21 protein-coding genes and 1 pseudogene are annotated in these 23174 nt (G+C 63.9%); 9 read left to right on the top strand and 13 right to left on the bottom strand.

Features of this window, described 5'->3' with window-relative positions; all coding sequences use genetic code 11:
• Nucleotides 1–156: 156 nt before the first annotated feature.
• The 10 genes and pseudogenes from JV551A3_RS16010 to JV551A3_RS16055 all read right to left on the bottom strand — a co-directional run bounded on the left by JV551A3_RS16010 (nucleotide 157) and on the right by JV551A3_RS16055 (nucleotide 11318).
• Nucleotides 157–1248 carry a VOC family protein gene (locus JV551A3_RS16010; RefSeq protein WP_133972375.1) on the bottom strand — a complete coding sequence of 364 codons (1092 nt, stop codon included), beginning with the start codon at nucleotides 1246–1248 and terminating at the stop codon, nucleotides 157–159.
• An 88-nt stretch (nucleotides 1249–1336) separates the two neighbouring features.
• The gene (locus JV551A3_RS16015) at nucleotides 1337–1951 is read right to left on the bottom strand and encodes a TetR/AcrR family transcriptional regulator (RefSeq protein WP_133972373.1); all 615 of its coding nucleotides are present in this window, start codon (nucleotides 1949–1951) and stop codon (nucleotides 1337–1339) included.
• Nucleotides 1952–2105: 154 nt separating this feature from the next.
• Nucleotides 2106–2753: a TetR/AcrR family transcriptional regulator gene (locus tag JV551A3_RS16020; RefSeq protein WP_029615448.1), complete on the bottom strand. Its 648-nt coding sequence runs from the start codon at nucleotides 2751–2753 to the stop codon at nucleotides 2106–2108.
• A pseudogene (mhpA, locus tag JV551A3_RS16025) lies at nucleotides 2753–4410 on the bottom strand (bifunctional 3-(3-hydroxy-phenyl)propionate/3-hydroxycinnamic acid hydroxylase MhpA). The gene JV551A3_RS16020 and the pseudogene mhpA overlap by 1 nt, the downstream one beginning before the upstream one ends.
• A gap of 365 nt (nucleotides 4411–4775) precedes the next feature.
• Nucleotides 4776–7475, bottom strand: coding sequence for a cystathionine beta-lyase (gene metC / locus JV551A3_RS16030; RefSeq protein ID WP_133972371.1), 2700 nt, complete (start codon nucleotides 7473–7475; stop codon nucleotides 4776–4778).
• A 171-nt stretch (nucleotides 7476–7646) separates the two neighbouring features.
• A complete protein-coding gene (locus JV551A3_RS16035; RefSeq protein WP_133972369.1) occupies nucleotides 7647–8237 on the bottom strand; it encodes a cysteine dioxygenase family protein in 591 nt (196 codons plus the stop codon).
• A gap of 29 nt (nucleotides 8238–8266) precedes the next feature.
• A complete protein-coding gene (locus tag JV551A3_RS16040; RefSeq protein WP_133972367.1) occupies nucleotides 8267–9085 on the bottom strand; it encodes an amino acid ABC transporter ATP-binding protein in 819 nt (272 codons plus the stop codon).
• Nucleotides 9075–9755, bottom strand: coding sequence for an amino acid ABC transporter permease (locus JV551A3_RS16045; RefSeq protein ID WP_133972365.1), 681 nt, complete (start codon nucleotides 9753–9755; stop codon nucleotides 9075–9077). The genes JV551A3_RS16040 and JV551A3_RS16045 overlap by 11 nt, the downstream gene beginning before the upstream one ends.
• Nucleotides 9745–10479, bottom strand: a complete 735-nt coding sequence (locus JV551A3_RS16050) for an amino acid ABC transporter permease (RefSeq protein WP_133972363.1) — start codon at nucleotides 10477–10479, stop codon at nucleotides 9745–9747. Before JV551A3_RS16050 ends, JV551A3_RS16045 begins: the two co-directional genes overlap by 11 nt.
• Nucleotides 10479–11318, bottom strand: a complete 840-nt coding sequence (locus JV551A3_RS16055) for a transporter substrate-binding domain-containing protein (RefSeq protein ID WP_133972361.1) — start codon at nucleotides 11316–11318, stop codon at nucleotides 10479–10481. Before JV551A3_RS16055 ends, JV551A3_RS16050 begins: the two co-directional genes overlap by 1 nt.
• Nucleotides 11319–11672: 354 nt before the next feature.
• Here JV551A3_RS16055 and JV551A3_RS16060 point away from each other — a divergent pair, with 354 nt between their 5' ends.
• From JV551A3_RS16060 to JV551A3_RS16065, 3 genes are all read left to right on the top strand, one after another.
• Nucleotides 11673–12536, top strand: a complete 864-nt coding sequence (locus JV551A3_RS16060) for a LysR substrate-binding domain-containing protein (RefSeq protein ID WP_133972359.1) — start codon at nucleotides 11673–11675, stop codon at nucleotides 12534–12536.
• A 182-nt stretch (nucleotides 12537–12718) separates the two neighbouring features.
• Entirely contained in the window at nucleotides 12719–12883 is a 165-nt protein-coding gene (locus JV551A3_RS30685) for a hypothetical protein (protein ID WP_166674252.1), read from the top strand.
• Nucleotides 12884–12888: 5 nt separating this feature from the next.
• Nucleotides 12889–13530, top strand: a complete 642-nt coding sequence (locus JV551A3_RS16065) for a helix-turn-helix domain-containing protein (RefSeq protein WP_133972357.1) — start codon at nucleotides 12889–12891, stop codon at nucleotides 13528–13530.
• A 117-nt stretch (nucleotides 13531–13647) separates the two neighbouring features.
• On the opposite strand, the gene JV551A3_RS31015 is transcribed toward JV551A3_RS16065, so the two are convergent.
• The 3 genes from JV551A3_RS31015 to JV551A3_RS16080 form a co-directional block, all read right to left on the bottom strand.
• The gene (locus tag JV551A3_RS31015) at nucleotides 13648–14130 is read right to left on the bottom strand and encodes a hypothetical protein (protein WP_166674251.1); all 483 of its coding nucleotides are present in this window, start codon (nucleotides 14128–14130) and stop codon (nucleotides 13648–13650) included.
• Between the two features lie 328 nt (nucleotides 14131–14458).
• Nucleotides 14459–15415, bottom strand: coding sequence for an aliphatic sulfonate ABC transporter substrate-binding protein (locus JV551A3_RS16075; RefSeq protein WP_133972354.1), 957 nt, complete (start codon nucleotides 15413–15415; stop codon nucleotides 14459–14461).
• A gap of 15 nt (nucleotides 15416–15430) precedes the next feature.
• The gene (locus JV551A3_RS16080) at nucleotides 15431–16396 is read right to left on the bottom strand and encodes an ABC transporter substrate-binding protein (protein ID WP_133972352.1); all 966 of its coding nucleotides are present in this window, start codon (nucleotides 16394–16396) and stop codon (nucleotides 15431–15433) included.
• 190 nt (nucleotides 16397–16586) lie between these two features.
• On the opposite strand from JV551A3_RS16080, the gene JV551A3_RS16085 reads away from it, so the two are divergent.
• The 6 genes from JV551A3_RS16085 (at nucleotide 16587) to JV551A3_RS16110 (ending at nucleotide 23174) form a co-directional block, all read left to right on the top strand.
• Nucleotides 16587–17477: a LysR family transcriptional regulator gene (locus JV551A3_RS16085; RefSeq protein ID WP_133972350.1), complete on the top strand. Its 891-nt coding sequence runs from the start codon at nucleotides 16587–16589 to the stop codon at nucleotides 17475–17477.
• A gap of 166 nt (nucleotides 17478–17643) precedes the next feature.
• Nucleotides 17644–18777, top strand: coding sequence for an acyl-CoA dehydrogenase family protein (locus JV551A3_RS16090; protein WP_133972348.1), 1134 nt, complete (start codon nucleotides 17644–17646; stop codon nucleotides 18775–18777).
• Nucleotides 18774–19718 carry a D-isomer specific 2-hydroxyacid dehydrogenase family protein gene (locus tag JV551A3_RS16095; RefSeq protein WP_133972346.1) on the top strand — a complete coding sequence of 315 codons (945 nt, stop codon included), beginning with the start codon at nucleotides 18774–18776 and terminating at the stop codon, nucleotides 19716–19718. The genes JV551A3_RS16090 and JV551A3_RS16095 overlap by 4 nt, the downstream gene beginning before the upstream one ends.
• A 16-nt stretch (nucleotides 19719–19734) precedes the next feature.
• Nucleotides 19735–20529, top strand: a complete 795-nt coding sequence (locus JV551A3_RS16100) for a class II aldolase/adducin family protein (protein WP_133972345.1) — start codon at nucleotides 19735–19737, stop codon at nucleotides 20527–20529.
• A gap of 78 nt (nucleotides 20530–20607) precedes the next feature.
• Nucleotides 20608–22227, top strand: a complete 1620-nt coding sequence (locus JV551A3_RS16105; RefSeq protein ID WP_133972343.1) for an ABC transporter substrate-binding protein — start codon at nucleotides 20608–20610, stop codon at nucleotides 22225–22227.
• Nucleotides 22224–23174 (top strand): ABC transporter permease, encoded by a 951-nt coding sequence (locus tag JV551A3_RS16110; RefSeq protein WP_133972341.1) that lies wholly within the window; start codon nucleotides 22224–22226, stop codon nucleotides 23172–23174. The genes JV551A3_RS16105 and JV551A3_RS16110 overlap by 4 nt, the downstream gene beginning before the upstream one ends.

Raw genomic sequence — 23174 nt, forward strand, 5'->3', positions numbered from 1 at the left:
CAGCGTTTATCCCGGGCTCAGCGGCACGAGAACTTTGATGTTGTTCCGATGAAGAGCTGGCCAGGCCGTAAATCAACGTGCCGCCGGCTATGACGGCCCCGGCTTTGAGCAGGTCGCGCCTGCCGAAAGGCTCTGGTTTGCCTGACATGGCAGGCATTACCCAAACAGCCGCATGAGCGTGATCAGCTTGCGCAGAGTCAGGTCAGGGGTGCGCCGAAGGTTGCGCAACAGCGTGACCAGATTGGGTAGGCTGAGCCTGGGTTTGGTAAAGCTCCTGGGCATGCGCTGGCCCCATTGCGCCATCGCTTCGGGGCTCACGGGATGGATTCCGGTAGGACATGTGGCGGTGAAGATATCGCCGTCGCAGTAATGCTCGTGCTTGTCGCCCCATGGGTCCTGCCAGTAATCGAAGATCTGACTGCCGAGAATGTGCCGGCCGATCCCCCAGGAATGCTCCCAACCGCGATCTCGCATAACGCGCTGCCCCATGCCTACCGCATCGGCATCAACCACTTCATAGGCGCTGTGGCTGTAGGTCGCCATGAAGCCTTGTGCAATGGCCAGGGTATGGTGATCGGCCGGAATGTCACCGAGGTCCAGACGCATGAAGGCGACAATGGGTGAGCCATCGGGCAACACCTGGACATCGCTTGGGATAAAACCGAAATGCTGCGTGTACCAGGCGCAAGTGGCTTGGTACGCGGCCACCTCAAGCACGATATGGCCCAGTTTCAGCACCTCGGGGGGCGCGATGGGCGTGCGTTGCGTGGCGTTGATTCGCTGCTGTGCAGTGGCCAGGTTCCAAGACAGCGGCGCCCTGCTCGCCAATGCCTGGCTTGGCCCCTGCCCGTACACCGCCTCGACAATGAAGCCCGAAGGGTCGGTGAGGCTGACGAAATACCCTCCGCCCGGATGGGGCGCAGGTTGTACCGAGGATGCGCCAGGGATTTGCGCGAGTTTTTCCAGGTCCGCGCGCGATTGCACGGCCAGGCCAAACCCGACGAAGCGGGCCTGGTCCGCCTGGTGGATTCGGTAACAGTAGGGGCCGGGTTCAGTTGCGCGCAGGTACAGCGTATCGGCGCAGCGCTGACTGACGGTCAGGCCGAAGTCCACCAGAAACCCGGATGCCTTGTCCAGGTCGGGCCGTTGGAAGATCAGGTGGGTCAGCGCCTTGGCCCTGACTGTGGGCTGCAGATGGCGTGACGGCTGTGGCGTGGCCAACCGGGGTGTCTCATTGTGCTGATTCATTGTTGTTGTTTTCCAGTTTCTTGAGGCTGAGCGCTCCCGGACCCCGGAATGAACAGGGGTCGAGAATCTTCAAACAACGCGACTGCGTTTAGTCGAGAGGCGGCAGTACCGGCAGCTCCCGGGTTGACAGCTGCCTGGCTTCTTCCGGAGGTACACCCAATGCCCGTAGAACCAGTTCGGCGGTGTCAGCCCCCGCTTCGCGCCAGGTCCGGTGCCCCTCGAGGACCAGGAACATGGCACCGAGCACGCTGCTCGAGATCAGGCTAAGGACGCTTAGCAGCTGATCCTGGCGAAAGCTGTAGCGGCCAGCGGCAAGGCCGTTCAGCAGGTCGGTTGTCGCCTGGCTGGTAAACATCTCGCGTAGCGAGGCGTTGTGCATGGAGAACTTGTGGATGAATGCCCCCCATTGTGCGTCCTCATGGGCACGCCGTATGAAGAAGCGGATGCCATTCGCCAGCCGCTGAGCCGGGTCGGCAAGGTCCGCGAAGCTTTTTTCCACTCGCCCATGCATTTCAGCACTCAGTTGGGCCGCCACGGCGCCGAACAGTTGCTCGGTGCTCTGCACATGGCTGTAAATGGTGCCGCGCGCAACGCCGGCCTCCTGCGCGAGATCGCTGATACTGACGTCGACCGAACCGCGTTGAGAGAATAGGCGGACGGCCGCTTGATGGATTCGCCGCTGTACTGGATTCAGGCTGTGCACAAAAAATCTCCAGACTCATCTGAATCTAGATTGAACACTCGTGTTCAATTTTCGTCAACGAATTTTTTATTGAACACAGTTGTTCAATTCCAGACGACAAACCACCACCGACTGGAGGCTCCCCCAGTGCAGCAACAGTGACAAAGCAGGCTACTCAGACAGGCAGGGGTTTTGCGGCAATCTTGCTGGCTTTGGCAAGCGATACGCCTAGCGCCTGAAGAACCATTTTGGTGACCCGCACATCATGCCCTTCCACCGCCCGGCCTTCGACAACCGAGCGCATGGCGCCGGTTGTACAGGAGAGCACCAGGTCCAGGGCAACACCCTCATCCTCATAGGAAAACGTGCCCGCGCGAAGACCTTCGCGCAGATCGCCCAGCACATGCGTGGCCAGCCGTGAGCGCATGGCCTGATCGAAGTGGATGATGCGCAGCAAGGCGTTGGCCCACTGATGGTCAGCGGCGGCGCGGCAAATGAACATGCGCACACCGATGGAAAGCCGCTGCGCGCCGCAGGAGACATCGGCATTCAGGACGGAAATGGCATCGGAGAACTCGGCAGCCATGGCAATGCCCACGGCCTCCAGGACTTCCTCTCGCGTGCGAAAGTAGTTGTAGATCGTACCGTTGGAAACCGCCGCCTCCGTGGCGACCTCCAGCAGGGCGATTTCCCCGACTTCCTTGCGCGCGACAAGCCTCAATGCCGCATCCACCAGTCCACGGCGGGTGCGCTCGCGCTTTTTATGCCCTCTCGTCAGAGGCGGTGTCGCAGTATCTGGAAGCGGAAGTGGGGGAAGCATCATCAAACTCGCAGGCCGACAGGATCATTCAGGCTATGGACACGCTCGTCGCAGCAGCCCTTTCGCCCAGCAGCAACGCCCGACAATTTCGAAGCAGGCGCTCCGCTGCGGCACCCGGCGCATGATCCATGATAATGCGGTCTGGGCGCACTGCGGCGATCGTTCCCTTGGTAGCAAGGGGTAGAATCTCATGGTTCATGTCTTCAATGAAGTCGCATGTGCCGTCAGAGACTTGGCCGCGGGCTCTGATCTCCAGGAACAGCCCACCTTGATTGACCCACGAAGCGGCTTGCTCGCTGCTCAGTAACGACCTTGGATTCACACCGAAGCCAACCAGAGTCAGGTTATTTCGCAAGGCATCATCGCTAAGCACGATGTGCTTTTGCATGTTCCTCACCCACGCCTGCGGGAACAGGCTGCCATGAACCAGCTTTTCACCCCTGACATGCGCCGTGAACAGCCCGTGCCTGAACGTGTTTTCAGGCTTGATATCGAGTTGCTCGAAGTACCGTCTTGTTGCGGGTGTCAGTGCCAGCAGGCGCATCAGGCCATGGATCGCGAAGGCGGCGATCTTGTTCCTGGGCATGACCAGTCGCCCCATGAGTTTCGCCAGGTTGATCATTGCCTGGGCATGTGGGCGGCGCTCGACGTCATAAGTCTCGAGAATGGCAGGGGCCGCATGACCGCGCAGCACCCAGGCCAGTTTCCAGGCAAGGTTGGCGCCGTCCCGCAATCCGGCCACCAGGCCCTGGCCGACGAATGGCGGGGTAATATGTGCTGCATCGCCCGCCAGAAACACCCGCCCCTTGCTGAACCGGTTACAGCAGCGGGCGTGGAAGCGGTAGACCGCCTTGCGTTCGATTTCCAGTTCCTTGGGATCGATCCACGGCGCGATCAGGCGGGCAATGCTCTGCTCGCTTTGCAGCGCCTCGCGAGACTCACCCGGGCGCAGCATGAACTCCCAGCGCTCCCTGCCGCCGGGGGCAGGCATATGCGGCGTGGGGCGCTGCGGGTCGCAAATGAACTCAACGTGGTCGATAGCCGACGCATGACGATTCTTGACATCCACGATCAGCCAGTCCTCGGCATAGGTCTGGCCCTCGAACTCCTGACCGATCAATGCCCTGACCTTTGAACTGGCGCCGTCCGCCCCCACCAGGTATCGGGAGCGAACAGTATGAACCTGCCCTTCCTGATCACGTACCGTAGCGACCACGCAGTCCGCTTCGTGGATCAGGTTCTCAAGCTCGAAGCCGCCCAGGCTGGCCACCGACTTCAGGCGAGAAACCTGGTCGCGCATCGCATGCTCCAGGTCCGGTTGGTAGAAGGTCACGAGCTTGGGATGGCCATCGATGCACCCCTGAGTATCGGCACGGCCAAACTGCCCAAGGACCGGTGAATGCATTTTGACCTGAGGAATAACGATCTTTGCGAATGCATCTTCCGCAAGGCCGGCCAATTGCAGAATCCGCAAAGCCTCGTTGTCCAGCGCGATGGCCCTGGGCATCAACATCACCTCGTGAGCCTTGTCCAACACCAGGGTAGACACGCCGTAGCGGCCAAGCAGCGCTGCAATGGTCGCACCTACCGGGCCGTAGCCGACGACCAGCACGTCAACCTCGGCGGGAAGAAATTCGATCGCATTCTTGTTCTTGTTCATCTCGAGCCCTTGTTGTGATTGGGGTCATGAAGGCGCAAAGGCCTCATCGTCAGGCAGGATGAAGGTATGCAAAATTGAGAGAGTTTTCAATATTGATGTTTTCGTCATTGTTTTCTGCGATCATGCCATTCCCGCATCCGCCTGAGTCGAGATACCGGTAGTCCCACGTCGCCGACTCACTGGCTGCATGCACTGCGCCCAGTGCGCAGTGGTCCCGGGCACTACCCTTCCAGTCGCCACTGGGATTCGTTGCAATTCTGAGAAGTCATTGCCTTGGGTGTTGAATTTCGCCCGCCGGCACTCAGGGAAGCCGGACTCTCCGCCGGCAGTGCTCATCAATCGGGCGGGACAGCGCGAGGCACGTTTCAGTACCTCGCTTGCAAGGCCTGTTGCAGATCCCGGCGCAGCGACCCGACAGCCTCCAGCCCGACATGCAAACGCACCAGCGTACCCTGCACTGGCGTGGCAAAACGCCGATCTCCCAGGTCGCCAAGGGTCACCAGGCTCTCGTACCCGCCCCAGGAGGCGCCGATGCCGAACAGCCGCAAGCCGTTGGCGAACGCCTCTGCCCGGCCTTGGCTGCCGTCGACCAGTTCCAGGCTTAGCAGGCCGTTGCTGCCCTTGAAGTCCCGCTGCCACAAAGCGTGTCCGGGATGCTCCGGCAACCCTGGGTGATACACCCGTGCCACCTCCTCGCGTGCTTGCAGCCAGTGGGCAATTTCCAGCCCCTGGCGTTCGTGCACCAGCATGCGGCTGGCCAGGCTGCGGGCCCCGCGCAGCACCAACCAGGCATCGTCCGGGCTGACCGTGCAGCCGCAGGTATCGCTGCTGCGCGACAGCGCGGCGAAGGCCTCGCGGGTGGTACAGACACTGCCCATCATCACATCGCTGTGACCGGCGAGGTACTTGGTCAGGGCCATTACCGAGATGTCCGCCCCCAGAGCAAGCGGCTGGTGCAGGTAACCCGAGCCCCAGGTATTATCCACCGCCAGCAGGATCCCGCGCGGCTTGCACAACGCGGCCATGGCCGGCAGGTCGTTGAGCTCGTACAGCAACGAACTGGGGCTTTCGCTGTAGACCATGCGCGTGTTCGTCTGCAACGCTGCTTCCAGCCCCTGACCATCGGCGGCGAAGTACCCGACCTCGATGCCGAACGGCTGCAGCAGTTCGCGGGCCAGGCGGCGTACAGGGCCATAGACACCGTCGCTGATCAGCAGGTGATCACCTGGGCGCAGGTAGGCAAGGAATGTCTGGCTGATCGCCTGCAGGCCGGTGGCAAACAGCTTGCTGCGATAACCGCCCTCCAGTTCGCTGACCAGGTCTTCCAGCGCGAAAGCAGTGGGGTTACCCCGCGCGCCATAGCTCAGCACTCGCTGCTGGTCACGCTGGCCACGAGCCGCGCGAAGGTCGGCGATGCTGTCGAACAAGACGGTGCTCAGGCGACTGACCGGCGGGTTGACGCCATGGGCACCCGGGCCCGGCTCGCCGCGACCGCCATGCACCAGCCGGGTGGCCAGCGGGTCGCTGTGGGGCAACGGGGTGAAGCTGGCGATCTCGGCCGGGTTCATCTGCGAGATCAGGCCGGTTTCCCAGGCCAGGTAACGGCGGGCCGCGTCCTTGTTGCCGGCATGGCGGTCGTGAACGAAGAAGAGGAAATCGATGCAGGCCGCATCGTCCAGGCTGGTATCACCATCCACCTGCGGCCACTCGGCGAGCAATGCACGGGGGAACAGCCCTGCGCGCTGGCGCTGGGCGGCGGGCAGTTCACTGACGGCCAGCTCGGCAATGCGCGGGTCGTCGCAGATGAACACCAGGCGGCGGCCCTCTCCCCTCACCTGCTCGGCCAGGTTCGGGCGGATCGCCCACTTCGCGCCACGCAGGTGACGCTTGCGATAAGCGGTGCTCGCGCGCAGGTCGAGCAACAGGGCATCGTCCAGCTCGGCGGCACTGACCTCGGCCAGGGTCAGCGGCATGGCTGCCGGGCAAGACAAGGCCAGGCCACTGGCCAGGCCGCCTTCGAGCACATAGGCGTCATGGCCCATCTGCCTCAGCCAGCTGGCCACCACCGGGGCGCGCACACCATCATCATCGAACAGCACAACCCTCGCTTGCCGCACACCAATGTACAGGTCGGTGCCCTGGATCAACTGGCCACCCGGGCAGTGCTGGGCGCCGGGCAGGCTGCCAGCGATGAACTCCTCAGGTGTGCGCACATCACACAGGAACAGGCTGCGCTGCGGGTCCTGCTGCCATTGCCGTACCTGCGCCGCCGACACCCTGCGTACCCCGGCCTTTTGCGCCAGGGCCTCGGCACGGGCGCGCTGCTGCTCCAGTGCGGTGCCGCTGTGTGGCGGGTAGTGTTGCCGACCACCGTGCTCCAGCGGCAGGTCCACCAGGAACCAGCCTTGGGTGCCGTTCTCCAGTGCGTAGACCGGATTTTCGATGCCGAGGTTGATCAAGGTCTGGGCGCCGATAATGCTACGGGTGCGTCCGGCGCAGTTGATCACCACCGGAGTTTGCCGGTCGCTGACCAGGTCTTCCAGGCGATAGCTCAGCTCACCGTTGGGGCAGCAGACGGCGCCGGGTATGTTCATCTTGGCGAATTCGTCCAGCGGACGGCCGTCGAGCAGCACCAGCGGTTTGCCTTGGCGCTGCCACTCGGCCAGCTCCAGGGCGCTGATGCGCGGGGTGTGGCAGGCGTGCTCGACCAACTCACCAAAGGCCTTGGACGGCAGGTGTACGCCGGCGAACAGCTCGAAGCCCGCAGCCTGCCACCCCAGGCTGCCGCCTTCGAGCCAGTGTACTGCCGTGTAACCCAGGGCCTGCAGGCGCCGGGCACCGCGCTGCGCCAGTTCGCTGCCGGTTGCGTCATAGACCACCAGCCGCACCGCCGGGTTGGGCGCCAGGCGCGGGGCCTCGATTTCCAGCCGGCTGTACGGCAGGTTGACAGCGTAGAACAGGTGAGCTTCGCCGTACTGACCCTGTTCGCGCAGGTCGAACAGGGCGATTTCCTGGCCGTCGAACAGCCAGTCATGCAGGTGCGCAGGGGTGATGCTGGGTATCATGGGACGCAGTCCTTGGTCGATCAGGTTGGAAAATGCAGTGCCTGTGCCACTCTCTTCGCGGGTGAACCCGCCCCCACAAGGACAACTCAGTATGCAAGCGGTCCGCGTATCGTGTGGGAGCGGGCGTGCCCGCGAAGAATCCAGTGCGGTGCATGGCACCGGCCGCATACATCAAAGGCCATAAGCCTCGATCGAAGGCGCCATCTGTGACTTGTTGTAGTTCACCACACTGCCGTCGTCCTTGACGCCGTAGCGATTTTCCAGCGATTCCAGCGGCCGGCCATAAAGGTGGAAGTGCAAGGTCGGCTTATCGCCTTCGACGCGAATGCCATGCAGGTCCTCGCCCAGGAAAGCCACCGGCGTCCCCGGTTGCACCACGATCTCGCGCTCCAGTGCCAGTCGGGCGCGGGCCGGGTCGCTGCCGTCATCCTCGCGGCGGTACACCCGGTTCAGCTCCTGCCCCTCGACGGCAACGATGATCGCCCAGGTCTCGTGGTTGTGCGGCAAGGTCGCCTTGCCCGGCAGCAGCGAGTTGACGTACAGGGTCGGTGACTCGCCGTCGTCGTTAAGCCGGTAGCGGAACTGGGTTTCGCCGGTGGCGGCAACGGGCGCCGGGAAGCGCTCGAAGTTGAACAGCTCGCGGCGCTCGGCCAGGACTTCGAGCAGCACGATGATCTGCTGCAGCGCGGCGCGGTCGATGCCCCGCTCATGGATGGCGCGCACTTGCGCGAGAAATGGCTGAATCACGGAATCACGGGACATGCTCGGTCTCTCTTCTGGGTAGGCTGCAATCACACGCTGAGGCTGTAACGCCCCAGGTTGCTCAATACATCGGGCGCCGGACGGCTGGGGCGCTGGCCGCCCTCGCCCAGCGCATGCTGGAGGAACGCACGGGTACGTTCGTGCGTGGGGGCGCGGAACACTTGCTCAGCGCTGCCGTGCTCGACGATGCGACCGTGCTCGGTGAAATACACCTGGTCGCTGATCTCTTCGGCAAAACGCATTTCATGGGTGACCAGCACGCAGGTCATGCCCTCCTCGGTCAGCTGGCGAATCACCGCCAGCACCTCACCGACCATTTCCGGGTCCAGCGCCGAGGTTACTTCGTCGAACAGAATCAACCGCGGGCGCATGGCCAAGGCGCGGGCGATGGCCACACGCTGTTGCTGCCCGCCCGACAGTTCGCCCGGGAACGCAGCGGCCTTGTGCCCCAGGCGCACCTTGTCGAGCAGCGTCAGGGCCTGCTCACGGGCTTCGCTACGATCGCGGCCGAGCACCTTGGTCGGGGCGATCAGCAGGTTGTCGAGCACGCTCAGGTGCGGGAACAGGTTGTACTGCTGAAAAACGAAACCCACCTGCTTGCGCAGCGCGATCAGCCCGGCCTCGCCACGCAGTTGCTCGACCTGGGTGTCGCCAATGCGAATGCTGCCGCGTTGGGGCCGAAGCAGGCCGGTCAGGCAACGCAGGATGGTCGACTTGCCCGAGCCGGACGGGCCGATGATCGACACTGCCTGGCCGGCCTGCACATCCAGGTCGATGCCACGCAGTACCGGGTTGTCGGCAAAGGCCAGGTGCACGTCGCGTAGCTGGATCAGGGGTTCAGAAGGCATAACGGCGCTCCAGGCGTTGGGTCAGGCGGGCAATCGGGTAGCAATAGGCGAAGAACAGCGCCAGCACGCTGAAGTACACCAAGACAGTAAAACCGCTGCGGTTGACGGTGTTGGCGGCGACCTGGGCGCTGTCGATCAGGTCGTGCACGCCCACCAGTGAAGCCAGGGCGGTGCCCATGGTCACCACCGCGTACAAGTTCATCCACGGCGGCAACATGCGCCGCAGGCACTGCGGGAGGATGATCGAACGAAAGATCTGCCCGCGGCTGAAGGCCAGGGAGCGCGCGGCCTCCCACTGGGTGCCCGGGATCGAGGCGACCGCGCCGCGGAAGATCTCGGCCACATTGGCGCTGGCCGGCAAGGCCAGCCCCACGGTGACCTTGAGCCAGTCGGGGAACGCCACCCAGGTGCCGGCCACCTGCACATCAAAGGGGAACACGTAGGAGGTGAAGTAGATCAGCACCAGCCAGGGCGCGTTGCGAAACACCTGCACCCATAGCCGTGCCACCACGCGCAAGGGCGCCAGCGGCGACAGCAGCAACGTGCCCACCAGCAAGCCCAGCAACGTGCCCAGGCCGATGGCGCCGACGCTGATCTGGATATTCTGCAACAGGCCCGCGCCCAGGGTCGGCGACCAGTGCCACAGGGTGGCGAGGTTTTCAGTGGCCATAGCCAGGCATCCTCAGGCGCGCTTCCAGGGCGCGGCCGGCACAGTTGACTGCAAAGCTCAGCAGCCCGAAGTAGGCCAGGATGATGATCATCAGCTCGACGACGTTATCGCCCTGGGTCCAGATCATGATCGAGGCATAGGTGATGTCGTTGACGGCGATGGCCGAGGCCACGGCGGTCATCTTCACCAGGTCGATGAGGTTGTTGACCAGCGCCGGCAAGGCGAAGCGCACCGCCAATGGCAACTGCACCTGGAGCATTTGCTGGCGGCGGCTGAATGCCAGCGAACTGGCCGCCTCGAGGGTGACCGCCGGCACCGCCTCGATGCCGGCGCGAAGGGCTTCGGCATGGAAGGCGCCCTTGTGCAGCGAGATCACCAGCACCACCCAGGCGAATGGGGTCATGGGGTTGGCGCTACCCAGGCTCTGGTTGATGAGCATGTTCAGTACCAGAAACGCGCAGTACAGCTGCACCAACGTCGGGGTGTTGCGGGTGACCTCGATGAAGGCCCGCGCCGGCCACGCCAGCCAGCGCCGCGCGGAGGTCACCGCCGCGGCCAGCAGCACGCCCACCAGCAGGCTGCCGACGATGCCGCACAGGCACAGCCACAGCGTGGTCAGCGCGCCGTCCAGCAGCTTGCCGCTGGCGTAGGCGTCGAAGATGAAGCCATAGTCCAGGCCGAGCCGGGCGAGCTGCCCGACCAGCCAGTGCAGAGCATCGCTCATCAGGCGCCTTCGCCCAGCAACTGGGTGCGCAGTTCTACCAGCGCCGGCGAAGCCGGGGTGATGTGGTTGGCCTGCTCACGCTCGATCAGCCAGCCGCTGCGGTGCCACTGCTTGACGAGGGGATCCAGGCGCTGCTGGGTATCGCTCTCGCCCAGGCGCGTCCAGATCACTGACGGCGCCGGGTTGAGCTCGGGCGCCAGGGCGCGGTAGCCGCTCCACTCGCCGCCCTTGGCCAGCAGCGGGTTGATCAGCGTGGCGTCATGCACGGCGGCCACGCAGTTGTTGCCGCGCAGGGCCAGCAGCGATTCGGCGGAGGTCTTGAAGGCCTTGATGTCGGCGCCCAGTTGCACCAGAGGCTGGGTGTAACTGCTGCCCTGGCTGGTGCACACCGGCTGGCCCTTGAGGTCGGCCCAGGTCTTGATCGGGCTGGTGTCGACCAGCGCCGCAGTACCGCCGACGCGGTAGAACGGAGTGGGTACGTGGCCCAGCAGCTTGTCGCGCTCGGCGTTCCATTCCATGTTGGCGATCAACAGGTCGACCTTGCCCTGCTGCAGAAACTGCACGCGGTTGGCTGGCTGTACGGCCACCAGGTCTACTTCGACGCCCAGCTGGCGAGCCAGGTCGCGGGCCAGGTCGACACTGAAACCGACAGGCTGGCGGCTGACCGGGTCAATGGCACCGAACGGGCCTCCCGACAGCACAACGCCCACCGACAGCTTGTGGCGTTGCTGAATCTTGTCCAGGGTGGCGTCGGCCTGGGCCAGGCCGCTAGCGGCCAAGGTGGCGGTGGCCAGCAATGATGCGTACAGCCCGCGGCGGGCTACGGTGGACAGCGACATGTTAAAGCTCCTCATCCTGGCAGCCGGAACGCCCGGCCAATGAGGGCGCATGCTAGGAAGTTGCCGAGGTGAGGGGAAATTCAAATATTGACTATTCTTATAACTCGTCCTGTGTTGCCGAGCTGCCAGAATGGAATAAGCCAGCAAACACTGAGCAAGATAGACTTGCAACTTTGTTGACGCTGCCATAAACATAACGCTTCATTATGTTTTTTCGCCTGCCGTTAATGCAAAACTACCAATGGAAGCAGGCCTGCTTGCCAAATTGCCCGTTGTCGGCGTAACCCCCGAGACACGTCATCCGGCACATGGCTGCTGCTTTGCAACCACCCCATTCACCAAAGGCCCTGCCCCATGACCGCCCCCGCCCTTGACCTCGACCTGCTACGCACGTTCGTCGCCATCGCAGACCACACAAGCTTCGCCGAGGCCGGCCGCTCCCTGTCTCGCACGCAGGCTTCGGTAACCCAGCACATGCAACGCCTGGAGCAGCAGGTGGGCGTGGCGCTACTGCGCAAGCAGGGCCGGCACAAATCCCTCACCGATGCCGGCCGTCAGCTGCTGCGCCACGCCCGGCAGATGCTCGCGCTCAATGACGAGGCCCTGGCTGGGCTGCGTCACGACAGCCTGAGCGGCGTGCTGCGCATCGGCTCACCCCATGACATTGCCGACACCATCCTGCCGCCGCTGCTCAGCCATATCGCCCGCTCCGCGCCCAACCTGCGCCTGGAGATCGACGTTGGCCGCAGCCCGTTCCTGATGGATGACCTGCAGCGCGGCAAAATCGACATGGTCATCTCTACCCGCACCGCCCCCGGCCTGGAAGGCTTCGCACTGCGCGCCTCGCCGGTATGGTGGATATGCGCGGCCCACTATCAGCACCTGCCAGGGGAGCCCCTGCCACTGGTGCTGGTGGACGAACCCAGCTTGTACCGCAAACTGGCGCTGGAGGCGCTGGAGCAGGCCGGCATCGCCTGGCGCCAGACGTACCTGGCGTCGAACCTGATAGGCGTGAAGGCAGCGGTGCGCGCCGGCCTGGGCATTACTGCGCGCAGCCAGGAAATGGTCGGCCCCGATATGCGTGTGCTCGGGCAGAGCGATGGTCTTCCGGCACTGCCTGATGTGACCTACCACCTGTGGGTGCGGGCCAACAGTGCCAACCCGCTGGTCCGCCAGGCTTACGCAATGGTGCGGGCCAGCGTCGGGGTCGGGGTCTGAAGCGCATTGTTCGGTCAGTATCTGGCCGTAGGCCTTGCGGGCACATGCAGGGAAGTGTCAGGCCGGCAAACGGTGAATCTATATTCCGATAACGAATTACCAAATCAGCAATCAGTATTATGAGTTATATGAAAGCTACGTAGAATTGCGCTTGGCCTCTCTGTTTCAGATAAGGATCCCTCATGAGCCAAGCCGCTACCGTCATCGACTTCACCCTGTACCGCAAACGCAAGCTGGCCCAGCAACAGGGTCGCCTGCTCTGGGCGATGTATGCGCAGCAGGCCGGCTTTGCCATGCAGGCCGCGAGCGTCTGCATCATCACCTCGACAGCGCCGCGCCAGGCGTGAGCAGCATGGACGCCCCCAACCGCTTTCTGGTGACATCGGACGAAGCTGCGCTGCCGCTGCCCGGAGCTGTTGCAGAGGACGACGATGGTATCGGCCAGCGTGTCGCCAACAATCTCCAGCGTCTGCGTGCCAAGCGCCAGTTGTCGCTCGACGCCTTGGCTCGGGCCAGCGGGGTCAGCCGGGCGATGCTTGCGCAGGTCGAATCCGGGCGCAGCGTGCCGTCGATCCGCGTGTTATGCAAGATTGCCCGGGCCCTGAAGGTGTCTGTGGCGGCATTTCTGGAGCAGCGCGACTGCGCCGGGGTGACGCTGATGTCGGCGCGCGAGAGCAAGCGCCTGGTCAGTGCCACGGGGGCCTTCGTCAGCCGCGCGTTGTACCCGGTAGACGCGCCACAGCAGGTGGAATTCTACGAATTGCGCATCAGCCCGCTGGGTGAGGAACACTCAGCCGGGCATGGCCCGGGAGTGCGGGAGAACCTGGTGGTGGCCCAGGGTGCGCTGGAGATCAGCATAAACGAAGAGCGCTTCCTGCTCTCGACCGGCGATTCCATCCTCTTCTACGCCGACCAGCCGCACCGCTATCGCAATCCGGTGGACAGCGAGGCGGTGGCGTACCTGGTAGTGACCCATCCCGAAAGACAGGACTGAAGCAGAAACCGTGCAGCCCCTGTGCAAAAGGCCTACCTGCGCTCACGAGGCGGAACTACCGCCTTGATTGCGAAGAGACCGGCACCTGCAGCGCTTCCCTAACCCATTGACTTCGGGTCAGCAGGTGCAGCACATCATCGGCATGCCGTTGCAGCTCATCATCATCGGCATGCTGCAATCGTTCATCATCTTCATCATCAGCATGCAGCAGCTGTTCATCATCTGCATGCTCATACCTGCCATCGGCATCAGCTTACAGGTCATGCCGTCGGCCATGACAGTGCATTCCATCATGCATTGCATCATCGGCATCATCATGCCATTCATCGGCATCATGGGCATGGTCATCTGGTTCATGCACATCATCATCAGGTTGCCGCACTGCATTGTCATCGGCATGCCGCAGTTCATCATCATCTGCATCATTTCCGCGCTGTTGCGGAACATTGCCATGTCCATGCCGGCAGCAGGTTTCATGGTGCAGAGCATACCGTCGGCGACCATCTCGCAGCTCATGGTGGCCATCATCATCGGCATGCCAGCCATCGGCATCATCGGCATGGCGGTGTTCATCATCGGCATCTGCATTGCGTTCATCATGGTGAAGTCCTTGTTCAAGAGTGACGAGAGAAGATGCAATCAGGTTCGCTGATCGGCCTGAGAGCCGCAATATGGCGGCAAAGCAGCTACCGGCGCGGTGATCGAAAACTTCTCATCGTTCCTGCCAGGAAAATGAACGCGATAACGTCGAATGGGCAAATATAGCGAAGTATTTGTAGCGCCTGACGGCGAAACCGACAATATGGATATTCCCGGCGGTTCCAAGCTCATAACTTGCATGCATATTCGATCTAAGCCATGACGAAAAAAACCACCGCCAACTACCCTTTTACACACCGTGCTCAGGACGCCCCGTTCAACCGTCGGCTCAATGCGCCAATGGCTCGAACAGGTTCACATCCTTTGCATCCACTGCCTTGGGCAACAGCCCTTCGCGATAGAACGCATCGGCAATGCGCTGCTGCTCAGCCAGGTTCTGCGGCTTCACCGGCTGCACGTCGTAACTGCGACGGGCGTTCGCCTGCTGCACCGTAACGCTATCCAGATTGCCCCAAAGAGGGCCGAGAATACGCGCCGCTGCTTCCGGGTTGGCCTTGGTCCAGGCCCCGGCCTCACGCAAGGCCAGATAGAGCTGCTGCAACACGTCCGGATGTGCCTGGGCATAGTCGCTGCCCGCCAGGTAGTAACGCTGGTAGCTGGCAAGTTCGCTGCCATCGGCAAGGATGCGCGCGCGTTGCTGGCGCTGGGCACTGGCCACGTACGGGTCCCAGGTAACCCAGGCATCGACCTTGTGGTTTTCGAAGGCGGCACGGCCATCGGCGGGAATCAGGTAGGCCGGGGTGATGTCCTTGAAGGTCAACCCCGCCTTGGCCAGGGCCTGGATCAGCAGATAGTGGCTGCCGGCGGCCTTGGTCACCGCCACACGCTTGCCCTTGAGGTCGGCCAGGCTCTTGAGTGGCGAGTCCGCCGGCACCAGGATCGCCTGGGCCGTGGGTGACGGCGCTTCCCGGGCGAAGTAGGTCAGCTTCGCACCTGCAGCCTGGGTGAACACCGGCACCGTGTCGGCGACATCCGCCGACACGTCGACATTCCCCAGGTTCAGCGCCTCCAGCAGCGGCAGGCCGCTGGGGAATTCATGCCAGCTGATACGAATACCCTGGGCCTGCAGGCGCTGTTCCAGGCTACCCCGTGCCTTGAGCAGGGTCAGCAGGGTCGAGGACTTCTGGTAGCCAATACGCAGGGTCTGCTCGGCACTGGCAAGGCTCGGCAGCAAGGCGCTGGCCAGCACCGCCAGGCCTAGCTGGCGCAAGGGTTTCCAAGACATGAAATGATCTCCGGGTCAGGGTTGCGCAGCCAGTCTGGCGGCGTCAGGAAGGGTGAAACCGGTGGCGAAGGTGGGAGCAACGTCGAGGCGTTGGTTCATCAGGCCATGAGCGTGGTAGAAATCGGCAGTGTCCTGTTGCTCGGCCACGGTCTGCGGGCCTATCACCTGCCAGCGCAGTTGGCGACGCTCGAACTGCAGGCGGGCGGCATCCTCGGGGAAGCCGATGATCGCTGCGAGGGTCTTCGAGTAGCTGTCGAGGTGCTGGTTGGCCCACACCTGCGCCCCGGCCAGACGATTGAGGTAGTCCTGCAGCGCTGCACGCCGAGCCGGTTCAGCCAGTGCCTGGTCGGTGGCGGCGAGGAAGCTGTTGCCGCTGGACAGACCGCGGCCGTTGACCAGTACCCGGCCCTGCCCGCTCAGCTCGGCCAGCGCGGTGTAGGGCTCCCAGGTCGACCAGGCGTCCACCGAACCATTGGCGAGGGCGATCTTGGCATCTACCGGCCCAAGGAAGCGGAACTCCACGTCCTTCTCGCTCAAACCGGCCTGGTCCAGCGCCTTGAGTGCCAGATGATGGCCGATTGAACCCCGGCCGGTGGCAATGCGCTTGCCCTTGAGTTCGGCCGCATTGTGCAGCGGCGCATCCGGGCGCACCAGCAACGCTGTGCCGTAGGGGTCGGACTTGTCGACGGCGATGGCCTTGACTGGCGCCCCCGACGCCAGCACGAACAGCAGCGGCGCATCACCGATGATGCCGGCATCGATCGCACCGGCATTGAGCGCCTCAGCCAACGGCGCTGCGGCGGGGAATTCGGCCCAGTGGATGTCGTAGGGCAAGTCGCGCAAGGCGTCGGCAGCCTCAAGCTGGGCGCGCATGTTGCCCTTCTGGTCGCCGATGCGCAGGGTCAGGCGCTCGGCGGCGCTGGCCTGGCCCACGAGCAACAGTGCAGCGGCAAGGGTCAACAATTTCGTTCGAATGGACATGGCGCTCCTCGGTGTCTTGGCGGACGGCGTCATGCGGCCCGGTCAGGCGACTCTAGCGAGAACCATCAAATAAATTAAATTGATTTTAGGAATAACCTAATATGCATTTTCATCGTCACAAATCATACAGATGGCATTAACCGCCATTACGATTATGCTAATGCCTTATTTTCCCGTTCGAGCGCCGATTATGAAAATCGATGATATGGACGCCTTCGTCGCGGTCATTCGTTGCCAGTCCACCAACCTTGCCGCCGAGGCCCTGCAATTGACGCAACCGGCCATTACCCGCCGGGTGCAGAATTTCGAGGAAGACCTCGGCGCCACCCTTCTCGACCGCAACACCAAACCGCTCAAGCCCACCCCCATGGGACTGCGGGTGTACGAACAATGCAAGGCGATCCTGCGCGAGATCGACTCGCTGCGCGAACTGGTGGCCAATGATGGCGCACCGTCGGGCACCCTGCGCCTGGGCGTGCCGCAGACGCTGGGGGACGTGGTGCTGCTCGAAGCGCTGGCGCGGATCCGCGAAGCCTACCCACAGCTGCGTACCCAGGTCAGCAGTGGTTGGGGCAGCAGCCTGATCGCGCGCATGGAGAACGGCGAGCTGGACGCGGCTGCCGCGTTGTTCCCGCCAGGCAAGATCTTCCCTGAGGGCATCGCCAGCCAGTCCATTGCACGCATGCCGTTGAAGGTGGTGGCGGCCAAAGGCAGCGCTGGCAAACGCAGTTACAAACTCAAGGATTGCTACACCCGTGGCTGGGTGCTCAACCCCGACGGATGTGGTTTCCGCGCGGGGCTGCAGCGAGCACTGGGGGAACAGGGGCTGAGCCTGTCGATCAATCTGGAGACCTTCGGCACCGAATTGCAACTGGGGCTGGTCGCCAATGGCCAGGGCCTGGGACTGGTCCCGGAACCGTTGTTGCAAGCCAGCCGCCATCGCGATGCGCTGGATGTGCTCAACGTCAGCGATTTCAAGCCACAGGTGGACCTGTGGCTGTTCCATCCGCGCTATCTGGGCAACCTGCAGGAGCCGGTGGAGCTGTTTGGCGAAGTAGCCGGACATCGCATGCTGGGCTGAAATCCTCGCAGCCGTGTCGCTTCGCATTTAAATGCAATTTTTGCATACATAGATAACGACTAAATTCTTAAAACAAATAATTAGCATAGAACAAAAAAGACTTTTACAGCCTTCATCCATACGAATACGGTCTTAGGCAACACACGTCATTCAGGGATGAAACCCCATGAGTCACCCCTCTGAGAGCGCCCTCGCCGAGCTGACGCAGGCCCTCGCAGCCAATGCCGAGCGCTATGACCGCAGCGCCCAGTTCCCGCAGGACAACTTCGATCTGCTGCAACGTCACGGCCTGCTTGCCCTCACCGTACCCCGTGCCCTCGGCGGCGGTGGCGCCGAGCTTGCCAGCGCCCGGCGGGTGATCGGCGCGGTCGCCAAAGGCGACCCGGCCACCGCGCTGATCCTGGTGATGCAGTACCTGCAGCATTTTCGCCTGCAGGACGAAGCGCGCTGGCCCGAACACCTGCGCCAGCGCGTGGCCCGCGATGCCGTGCAGCACGGTGCACTGATCAACGCCCTGCGCGTCGAACCCGAACTCGGCACTCCGGCCCGCGGCGGCCTGCCTGCTACCGTGGCCCGGCGCACCGGCGAGGGCTGGCGTCTGAGCGGGCGCAAGATCTACTCCACCGGCAGCCACGGCCTGACCTGGTACCTGGTCTGGGGAAGAAGCGACGACGTCGACCCTCTGGTAGGCGGCTTCCTGGTGCACCGCGACACCCCCGGCATTAGCATCGTCGACGATTGGGACCACCTGGGCATGCGCGCCACCTGCAGCCATGAAGTGCGTTTCGATGATGTGCTGATCCCCCTCGATCACGCCGTCAGCGTCAGCCCGGCGAGCGCGCCGAAGGCCGAACTCGACGGCGACAGCCTGCTGTGGATGGCCGTGCTGCTGCCTGCGGTGTACGACGGTGTGGCCCGTGCCGCCCGTGACTGGCTGGCGGGCTTCCTCCAGCAGCGCAGCCCTTCCAACCTGGGGGCGCCGTTGGCCAGCCTGCCGCGCTTCCAGGAAGTACTGGGCCGCATCGATACCCTGCTGTTCGCCAACCAGAGCCTGCTCGACTCCGCCGCCGGCGGGCAGATCGCCGCGCCCCATGCCGGGCAGCTCAAGCATCTGGTCAGCGCCAACGCCATCCAGGCCGTAGAACTGGCCATCGAGGCTGCCGGCAACCCCGGGCTGTCCCGGCGCAACCCGCTGGAGCGGCATTACCGCGACGTGCTCTGCAGCCGCATCCACACTCCGCAGGACGATGTGGTGTTCGGCCAGGTCGGCCGTGCAGCGCTGTCAGGGGTACAAGCATGAGCCATTCGATCATTGCCAGCCAGCTCGACGCCCAGGCCAACCAGCAGCTACGCACTCACCTGCCGGACCATGAAGTGATCGACATCGCAGCTGGCCAGCTGGTACTCGAGGCCCCGGCCGATATATTCATCCTGCGCCCGATCAATGTACGTGGGCAGCGCGTCGACACCCCACCGCCTGGCTGGCCCTGGGGCCTGAAGTGGGTGCAACTGGTGTCCTCGGGCATTGACTTCTACCCCGACTGGGTATTCCACGGCGCACCGGTGACCAGCGGCAAGGGCGCCAACGCCGAACAGGTGGCGGAGTTCGCGCTGGCCCTGGCATTCGCCGCCGCCAAGCAGCTGCCGGGGCTCTGGGTCAAGGATGCCGACTGGCGCCTGACCCCACTGGCACCGTTGCGCGGCCGCACGCTGGGCATTCTTGGTTTTGGCAGTATCGGTCAGAGCCTGGCACGCAAGGCCGTAGCCCTGGGCATGCGGGTAACTGCCATGAGCCGCCCCGGCCAGGCCATTGCTGATGTGCCCGCGGTGGAGCAGGCCGCCAGCCTGCAACAGCTGTTCGCCAATAGCGACCACCTGGTACTGGCCGCCCCGCTCACCGCGGCCACCCGCGGCCTGATCGACCGTCAGGTGCTGGCCCATGCCCGGCCTGGCCTGCACCTGATCAATATTGCCCGTGGCGGGCTAATCGACCAGCAAGCCTTGCTCGATGCGCTGGACAGCGGCCTGGTCGGCCGGGCCAGCCTCGATGTCACCGACCCTGAGCCGCTGCCCGCCGGCCATCCGCTGTATCACCACCCGCGGGTGTTCCTGTCACCGCATACCTCGGCCATTTCCGAAGACGGCTACCCGGCCTTCCTCGACGCCTTCATCGCCAACTTCCACCGCTACCGCGAGCAGGCGCCCTTGGCCAACCTGGTCGATACCGCGCGCGGCTACTGATTACCGGAGAGCACCCATGAGTTCATTGTCTGCCGTCATCACCAGCACCGCCAACGTGCGCGACCGGGTCAGCGCCGAAGAGTGGGAGGTACGGGTCAAGCTGGCCGCCGCCTACCGCCTGGCCGCCCTGTTCCGCTGGACCGACCACATCTACACGCACTTCTCGGCTCGCGTACCAGGGCCTGAGGAGCATTTCCTGATCAATGCCTTCGGCCTGCTGTTCGACGAAATCACCGCCTCCAACCTGGTCAAGGTCGACGTCGACGGCACCCTGATCGACGACCCGCTGGGGCTGGGCATCAACCAGGCTGGCTACGTGATTCACAGCGCCATCCACCGCGCCCGCCCCGACCTCAAGGCCGTGCTGCACACCCATACCCGCGACGGCGCAGCGGTATCGGCCCAGCGTGACGGCCTGCTGCCGATCTCCCAGCACGCCCTGGCCTACTACAGCCGGGTGGTTTACCACGACTACGAAGGCGTAGCCCTGGACCTGGACGAACAACAGCGGCTGGTAGCCAACCTGGGCGACAGCAACATCCTCATCCTGCGCAACCACGGGTTGCTCACCGGGGGGATCAGCGTGGAGCACGCTTTCCGGGAACTGCATGGGCTGGAGCGTGCCTGCAACATCCAGGTGGCGGCCCAGGCCGGTGGCAACGACCAGCTGCTGCATGCTTCGCAGGCAGCGATTGCCAAGGTTCATGAGCAGTCGAAGCGGTTTTCCGATGGCAAGGGGGAAGGCATTCAGCGGCACTGGGATGCGTTGATCCGGCAACTGGACCGTGAGGGCCGCGATTACCAGGACTGACTGAGAGCTATCCATTAGCTGTGCTGGCCTGCAAAGGGGCCAGTACCGGAGAAACACAATTCACTGAAGGATCGCCCCATGCCCTCACTGCACCGCCTGTTCGCCATCGGCTCCCTGGCCCTGGCTCTCACCGCCTGCTCGCCGGCCGACACCCCGTCCGCCAGCAAGACCTTGAACATTGCCTTCTGGGGCGACAACACCACCCTGGTCAGCGTCGACCCCTTCCAGGTTTACTGGCTGGAGCATCGCGTGCTACTGCGCAACGTCGCCGAATCCCTTACTGACCAGGCCCCCGAGACCGGCCGCATCATCCCTTGGCTGGCGAAAAACTGGGAAGTCAGTGCCGATGCCCTGAGCTACACCTTTCACCTGCGCCAGGACGTCACGTTCAGCAACGGCGAACGCTTCGATGCCCATGCCGTGAAAACAGCCTTCGACAGTAACAAGGCCTTCGCCAGCCAGTTGCCCGCGACCTTCGGCGCCACCTACCTCGCCGGCTACGACCACGCCGAAGTGATCGACGACTTCACGGTCCGGCTGGTGCTGTCGCGGCCAAACGCGGGCTTCCTGCAGGCCACCTCCACCACCAACCTGGCAATCCTCGCCCCGGCTTCATACCGGCTGACCCCCCAGGAACGCTCGCTGGGCAAGATCGTCGGCACCGGCCCGTTCATCCTCGAGCACTACACCCCGGAGGTTGGCGCGCGCCTCGTCAAGCGCGCCGACTACGCCTGGCCGTCGGCCAACGTGCGCAATCAGGGCCCGGCGCATCTGGATGCGGTAGACATCAGCTACATCCCTGAGGAAAGCGTGCGCAACGGCTTGTTCCTGCAGGGCAAAGCCGACATCCTGTGGCCACGCAATCCGTTCTCTGAAGTCGACCTCAAGCTGTTCCAGTCCAGGGGCGCAACCATCCAGAGCCGCTCGCTGCCGGGCCCGGCGCTGAACCTCTACCCCAATACCCGCAATGATCGCGTGCTGGCCGACCGCCAGGTACGCCAGGCGCTGCAGAAGGCCATCGACCGCACCAGCTACGCGCGCACCGTATACAACGCTGCGTTCCCGGTGGTAAGCGGCGTGTACGACGTCACCACGCCCTACTTCAAGCCCCAGGCCGACAAGCTCGCCTATGACCCCCAGGGCGCCGAACAGCTGCTCGATGCCGCCGGCTGGCACAAGGGCGAGGACGGCTACCGGCACAAGGACGGCCAGCGCCTGACCCTGCGCTACAACCTGACACCGGCCGAAAGCGCCGGTGACGTGCTGGTACAGGACCAACTGCGCAAGGTCGGCATCGACCTCAAGCTCAACGTGCTGACCCGCGCCGAATGGGTGGCCGGCAACGCGGCCGGCAACTACGACCTGACCTCCACCTACATGACCCGCGCCGACCCGATCATCCTGCAGACCATTCTCGACCCGCGTGCAGCCAACAGCGCCACGGTGGCCACCAACACCTACGAGCCACCTACCCTGGCCAGGGCCCAGGCGCTGTTCGACAGTGGCATCACCGCCACCGCCGACTCGCAGCGGGCCCAGGCCTACGGCCAACTGCAGGACCTGCTGGTCGAGGAGGCGTCCGCATTCCCGCTGTACGAGCGGGTCTGGCAGGCCGCCACCGCGCCGCGGGTCAAGGACTTCCGCTGGACCGCCGAAGGCTTCGCCCTGCTCAGTGACATCCAGGTCGGCCAGCCATGAAGCGCTACCTGATCGGCCGGATCGGCCAGGCACTGCTGGTGCTGTGGGGCGCCTACAGCATCACCTACTTCATTCTTTACCTGCTACCCGGCGACACCCTGGCGATCATGCTCAGCGCCTCGGGCATGGAAGCCGACGGCCTGTCCCCTGAGGACCTGGCCAGGGCCCGCGCCTACTACGGCCTGGACCAGGGCCTGCTGGAGCAGTACTTCGACCTGCTTTGGCGAGCGCTGCACGGTGATCTCGGGCAATCGCTGTCGCTGGGGCGGCCAGTCACGGCGCTGCTGGCCGAGCGCCTGCCGCAAACCCTGGCCCTGGCCGGCGTCGCCGTCGCCCTGTCGCTGCTGGCCGGGGTCGGCCTGGCCTACCTGACCGCCTACCTGCAATGGCGGCCACTGAAGACCGCACTGGCGCGCCTGCCTTCGCTGGGCTTTTCGGTGCCGGTCTTCTGGATGGGTTTGCTGCTGATCCAGGTGTTCGCCTTCACCCTCGGCTGGTTCCCGGCCACCGGCAGCCAGGGCCTGGCCAGCCTGGTGCTGCCGGCGATCACGCTGGCGATTCCCAGCGCCGCGGTGTACGCCCAGGTGCTGCAACGGGGTTTCCAGGGCGTGTGGCAGGAGCCCTACATCACCACCGCCTTCGCCAAAGGCCTCAGCCGGGCCCAGGTGCAGGCGCGCCACGGCTTGCGCAACGCGGCCCTGCCGCTGCTGACCCTGGTTGGCCTGCAAGTTGGCAACACGGTATCAGGCGCGGTGCTGGTCGAGACCATCTTCTCGCGCAATGGCGTCGGACGACTGGCCCAGGAGGCCGTGCTGCGCCAGGACATCCCGGTGGTGCTGGCCATTGTCGCCGTCTCGGCCGCCGCCTTCGTGTTGGTGAACCTGATCGTCGACCTGCTCTACCCGTACCTCGACCCGCGCATAACCCACATGGCCAAGGTGAACTGA

This window comes from Pseudomonas inefficax, from assembly GCF_900277125.1.
GTDB classification, from domain to species: Bacteria; Pseudomonadota; Gammaproteobacteria; order Pseudomonadales; family Pseudomonadaceae; genus Aquipseudomonas; species Aquipseudomonas inefficax.

Coding starts and splice junctions, on each gene's coding strand:
- JV551A3_RS16080 (WP_133972352.1), bottom strand. CDS start 16,396: ATGTCCATTCGAACGAAATTGTTGACCCTTGCCGCTGCACTGTTGCTC.
- JV551A3_RS16100 (WP_133972345.1), top strand. CDS start 19,735: ATGAGTTCATTGTCTGCCGTCATCACCAGCACCGCCAACGTGCGCGAC.
- JV551A3_RS16040 (WP_133972367.1), bottom strand. CDS start 9,085: ATGCCTTCTGAACCCCTGATCCAGCTACGCGACGTGCACCTGGCCTTT.
- JV551A3_RS16075 (WP_133972354.1), bottom strand. CDS start 15,415: ATGTCTTGGAAACCCTTGCGCCAGCTAGGCCTGGCGGTGCTGGCCAGC.
- JV551A3_RS16050 (WP_133972363.1), bottom strand. CDS start 10,479: ATGAGCGATGCTCTGCACTGGCTGGTCGGGCAGCTCGCCCGGCTCGGC.
- JV551A3_RS16045 (WP_133972365.1), bottom strand. CDS start 9,755: ATGGCCACTGAAAACCTCGCCACCCTGTGGCACTGGTCGCCGACCCTG.
- JV551A3_RS16065 (WP_133972357.1), top strand. CDS start 12,889: ATGGACGCCCCCAACCGCTTTCTGGTGACATCGGACGAAGCTGCGCTG.
- JV551A3_RS16020 (WP_029615448.1), bottom strand. CDS start 2,753: ATGATGCTTCCCCCACTTCCGCTTCCAGATACTGCGACACCGCCTCTG.
- metC (WP_133972371.1), bottom strand. CDS start 7,475: ATGATACCCAGCATCACCCCTGCGCACCTGCATGACTGGCTGTTCGAC.
- JV551A3_RS16085 (WP_133972350.1), top strand. CDS start 16,587: ATGAAAATCGATGATATGGACGCCTTCGTCGCGGTCATTCGTTGCCAG.
- JV551A3_RS16110 (WP_133972341.1), top strand. CDS start 22,224: ATGAAGCGCTACCTGATCGGCCGGATCGGCCAGGCACTGCTGGTGCTG.
- JV551A3_RS31015 (WP_166674251.1), bottom strand. CDS start 14,130: ATGATGAACGCAATGCAGATGCCGATGATGAACACCGCCATGCCGATG.
- JV551A3_RS16090 (WP_133972348.1), top strand. CDS start 17,644: ATGAGTCACCCCTCTGAGAGCGCCCTCGCCGAGCTGACGCAGGCCCTC.
- JV551A3_RS30685 (WP_166674252.1), top strand. CDS start 12,719: ATGAGCCAAGCCGCTACCGTCATCGACTTCACCCTGTACCGCAAACGC.
- JV551A3_RS16095 (WP_133972346.1), top strand. CDS start 18,774: ATGAGCCATTCGATCATTGCCAGCCAGCTCGACGCCCAGGCCAACCAG.
- JV551A3_RS16035 (WP_133972369.1), bottom strand. CDS start 8,237: ATGTCCCGTGATTCCGTGATTCAGCCATTTCTCGCGCAAGTGCGCGCC.
- JV551A3_RS16055 (WP_133972361.1), bottom strand. CDS start 11,318: ATGTCGCTGTCCACCGTAGCCCGCCGCGGGCTGTACGCATCATTGCTG.
- JV551A3_RS16105 (WP_133972343.1), top strand. CDS start 20,608: ATGCCCTCACTGCACCGCCTGTTCGCCATCGGCTCCCTGGCCCTGGCT.
- JV551A3_RS16010 (WP_133972375.1), bottom strand. CDS start 1,248: ATGAATCAGCACAATGAGACACCCCGGTTGGCCACGCCACAGCCGTCA.
- JV551A3_RS16060 (WP_133972359.1), top strand. CDS start 11,673: ATGACCGCCCCCGCCCTTGACCTCGACCTGCTACGCACGTTCGTCGCC.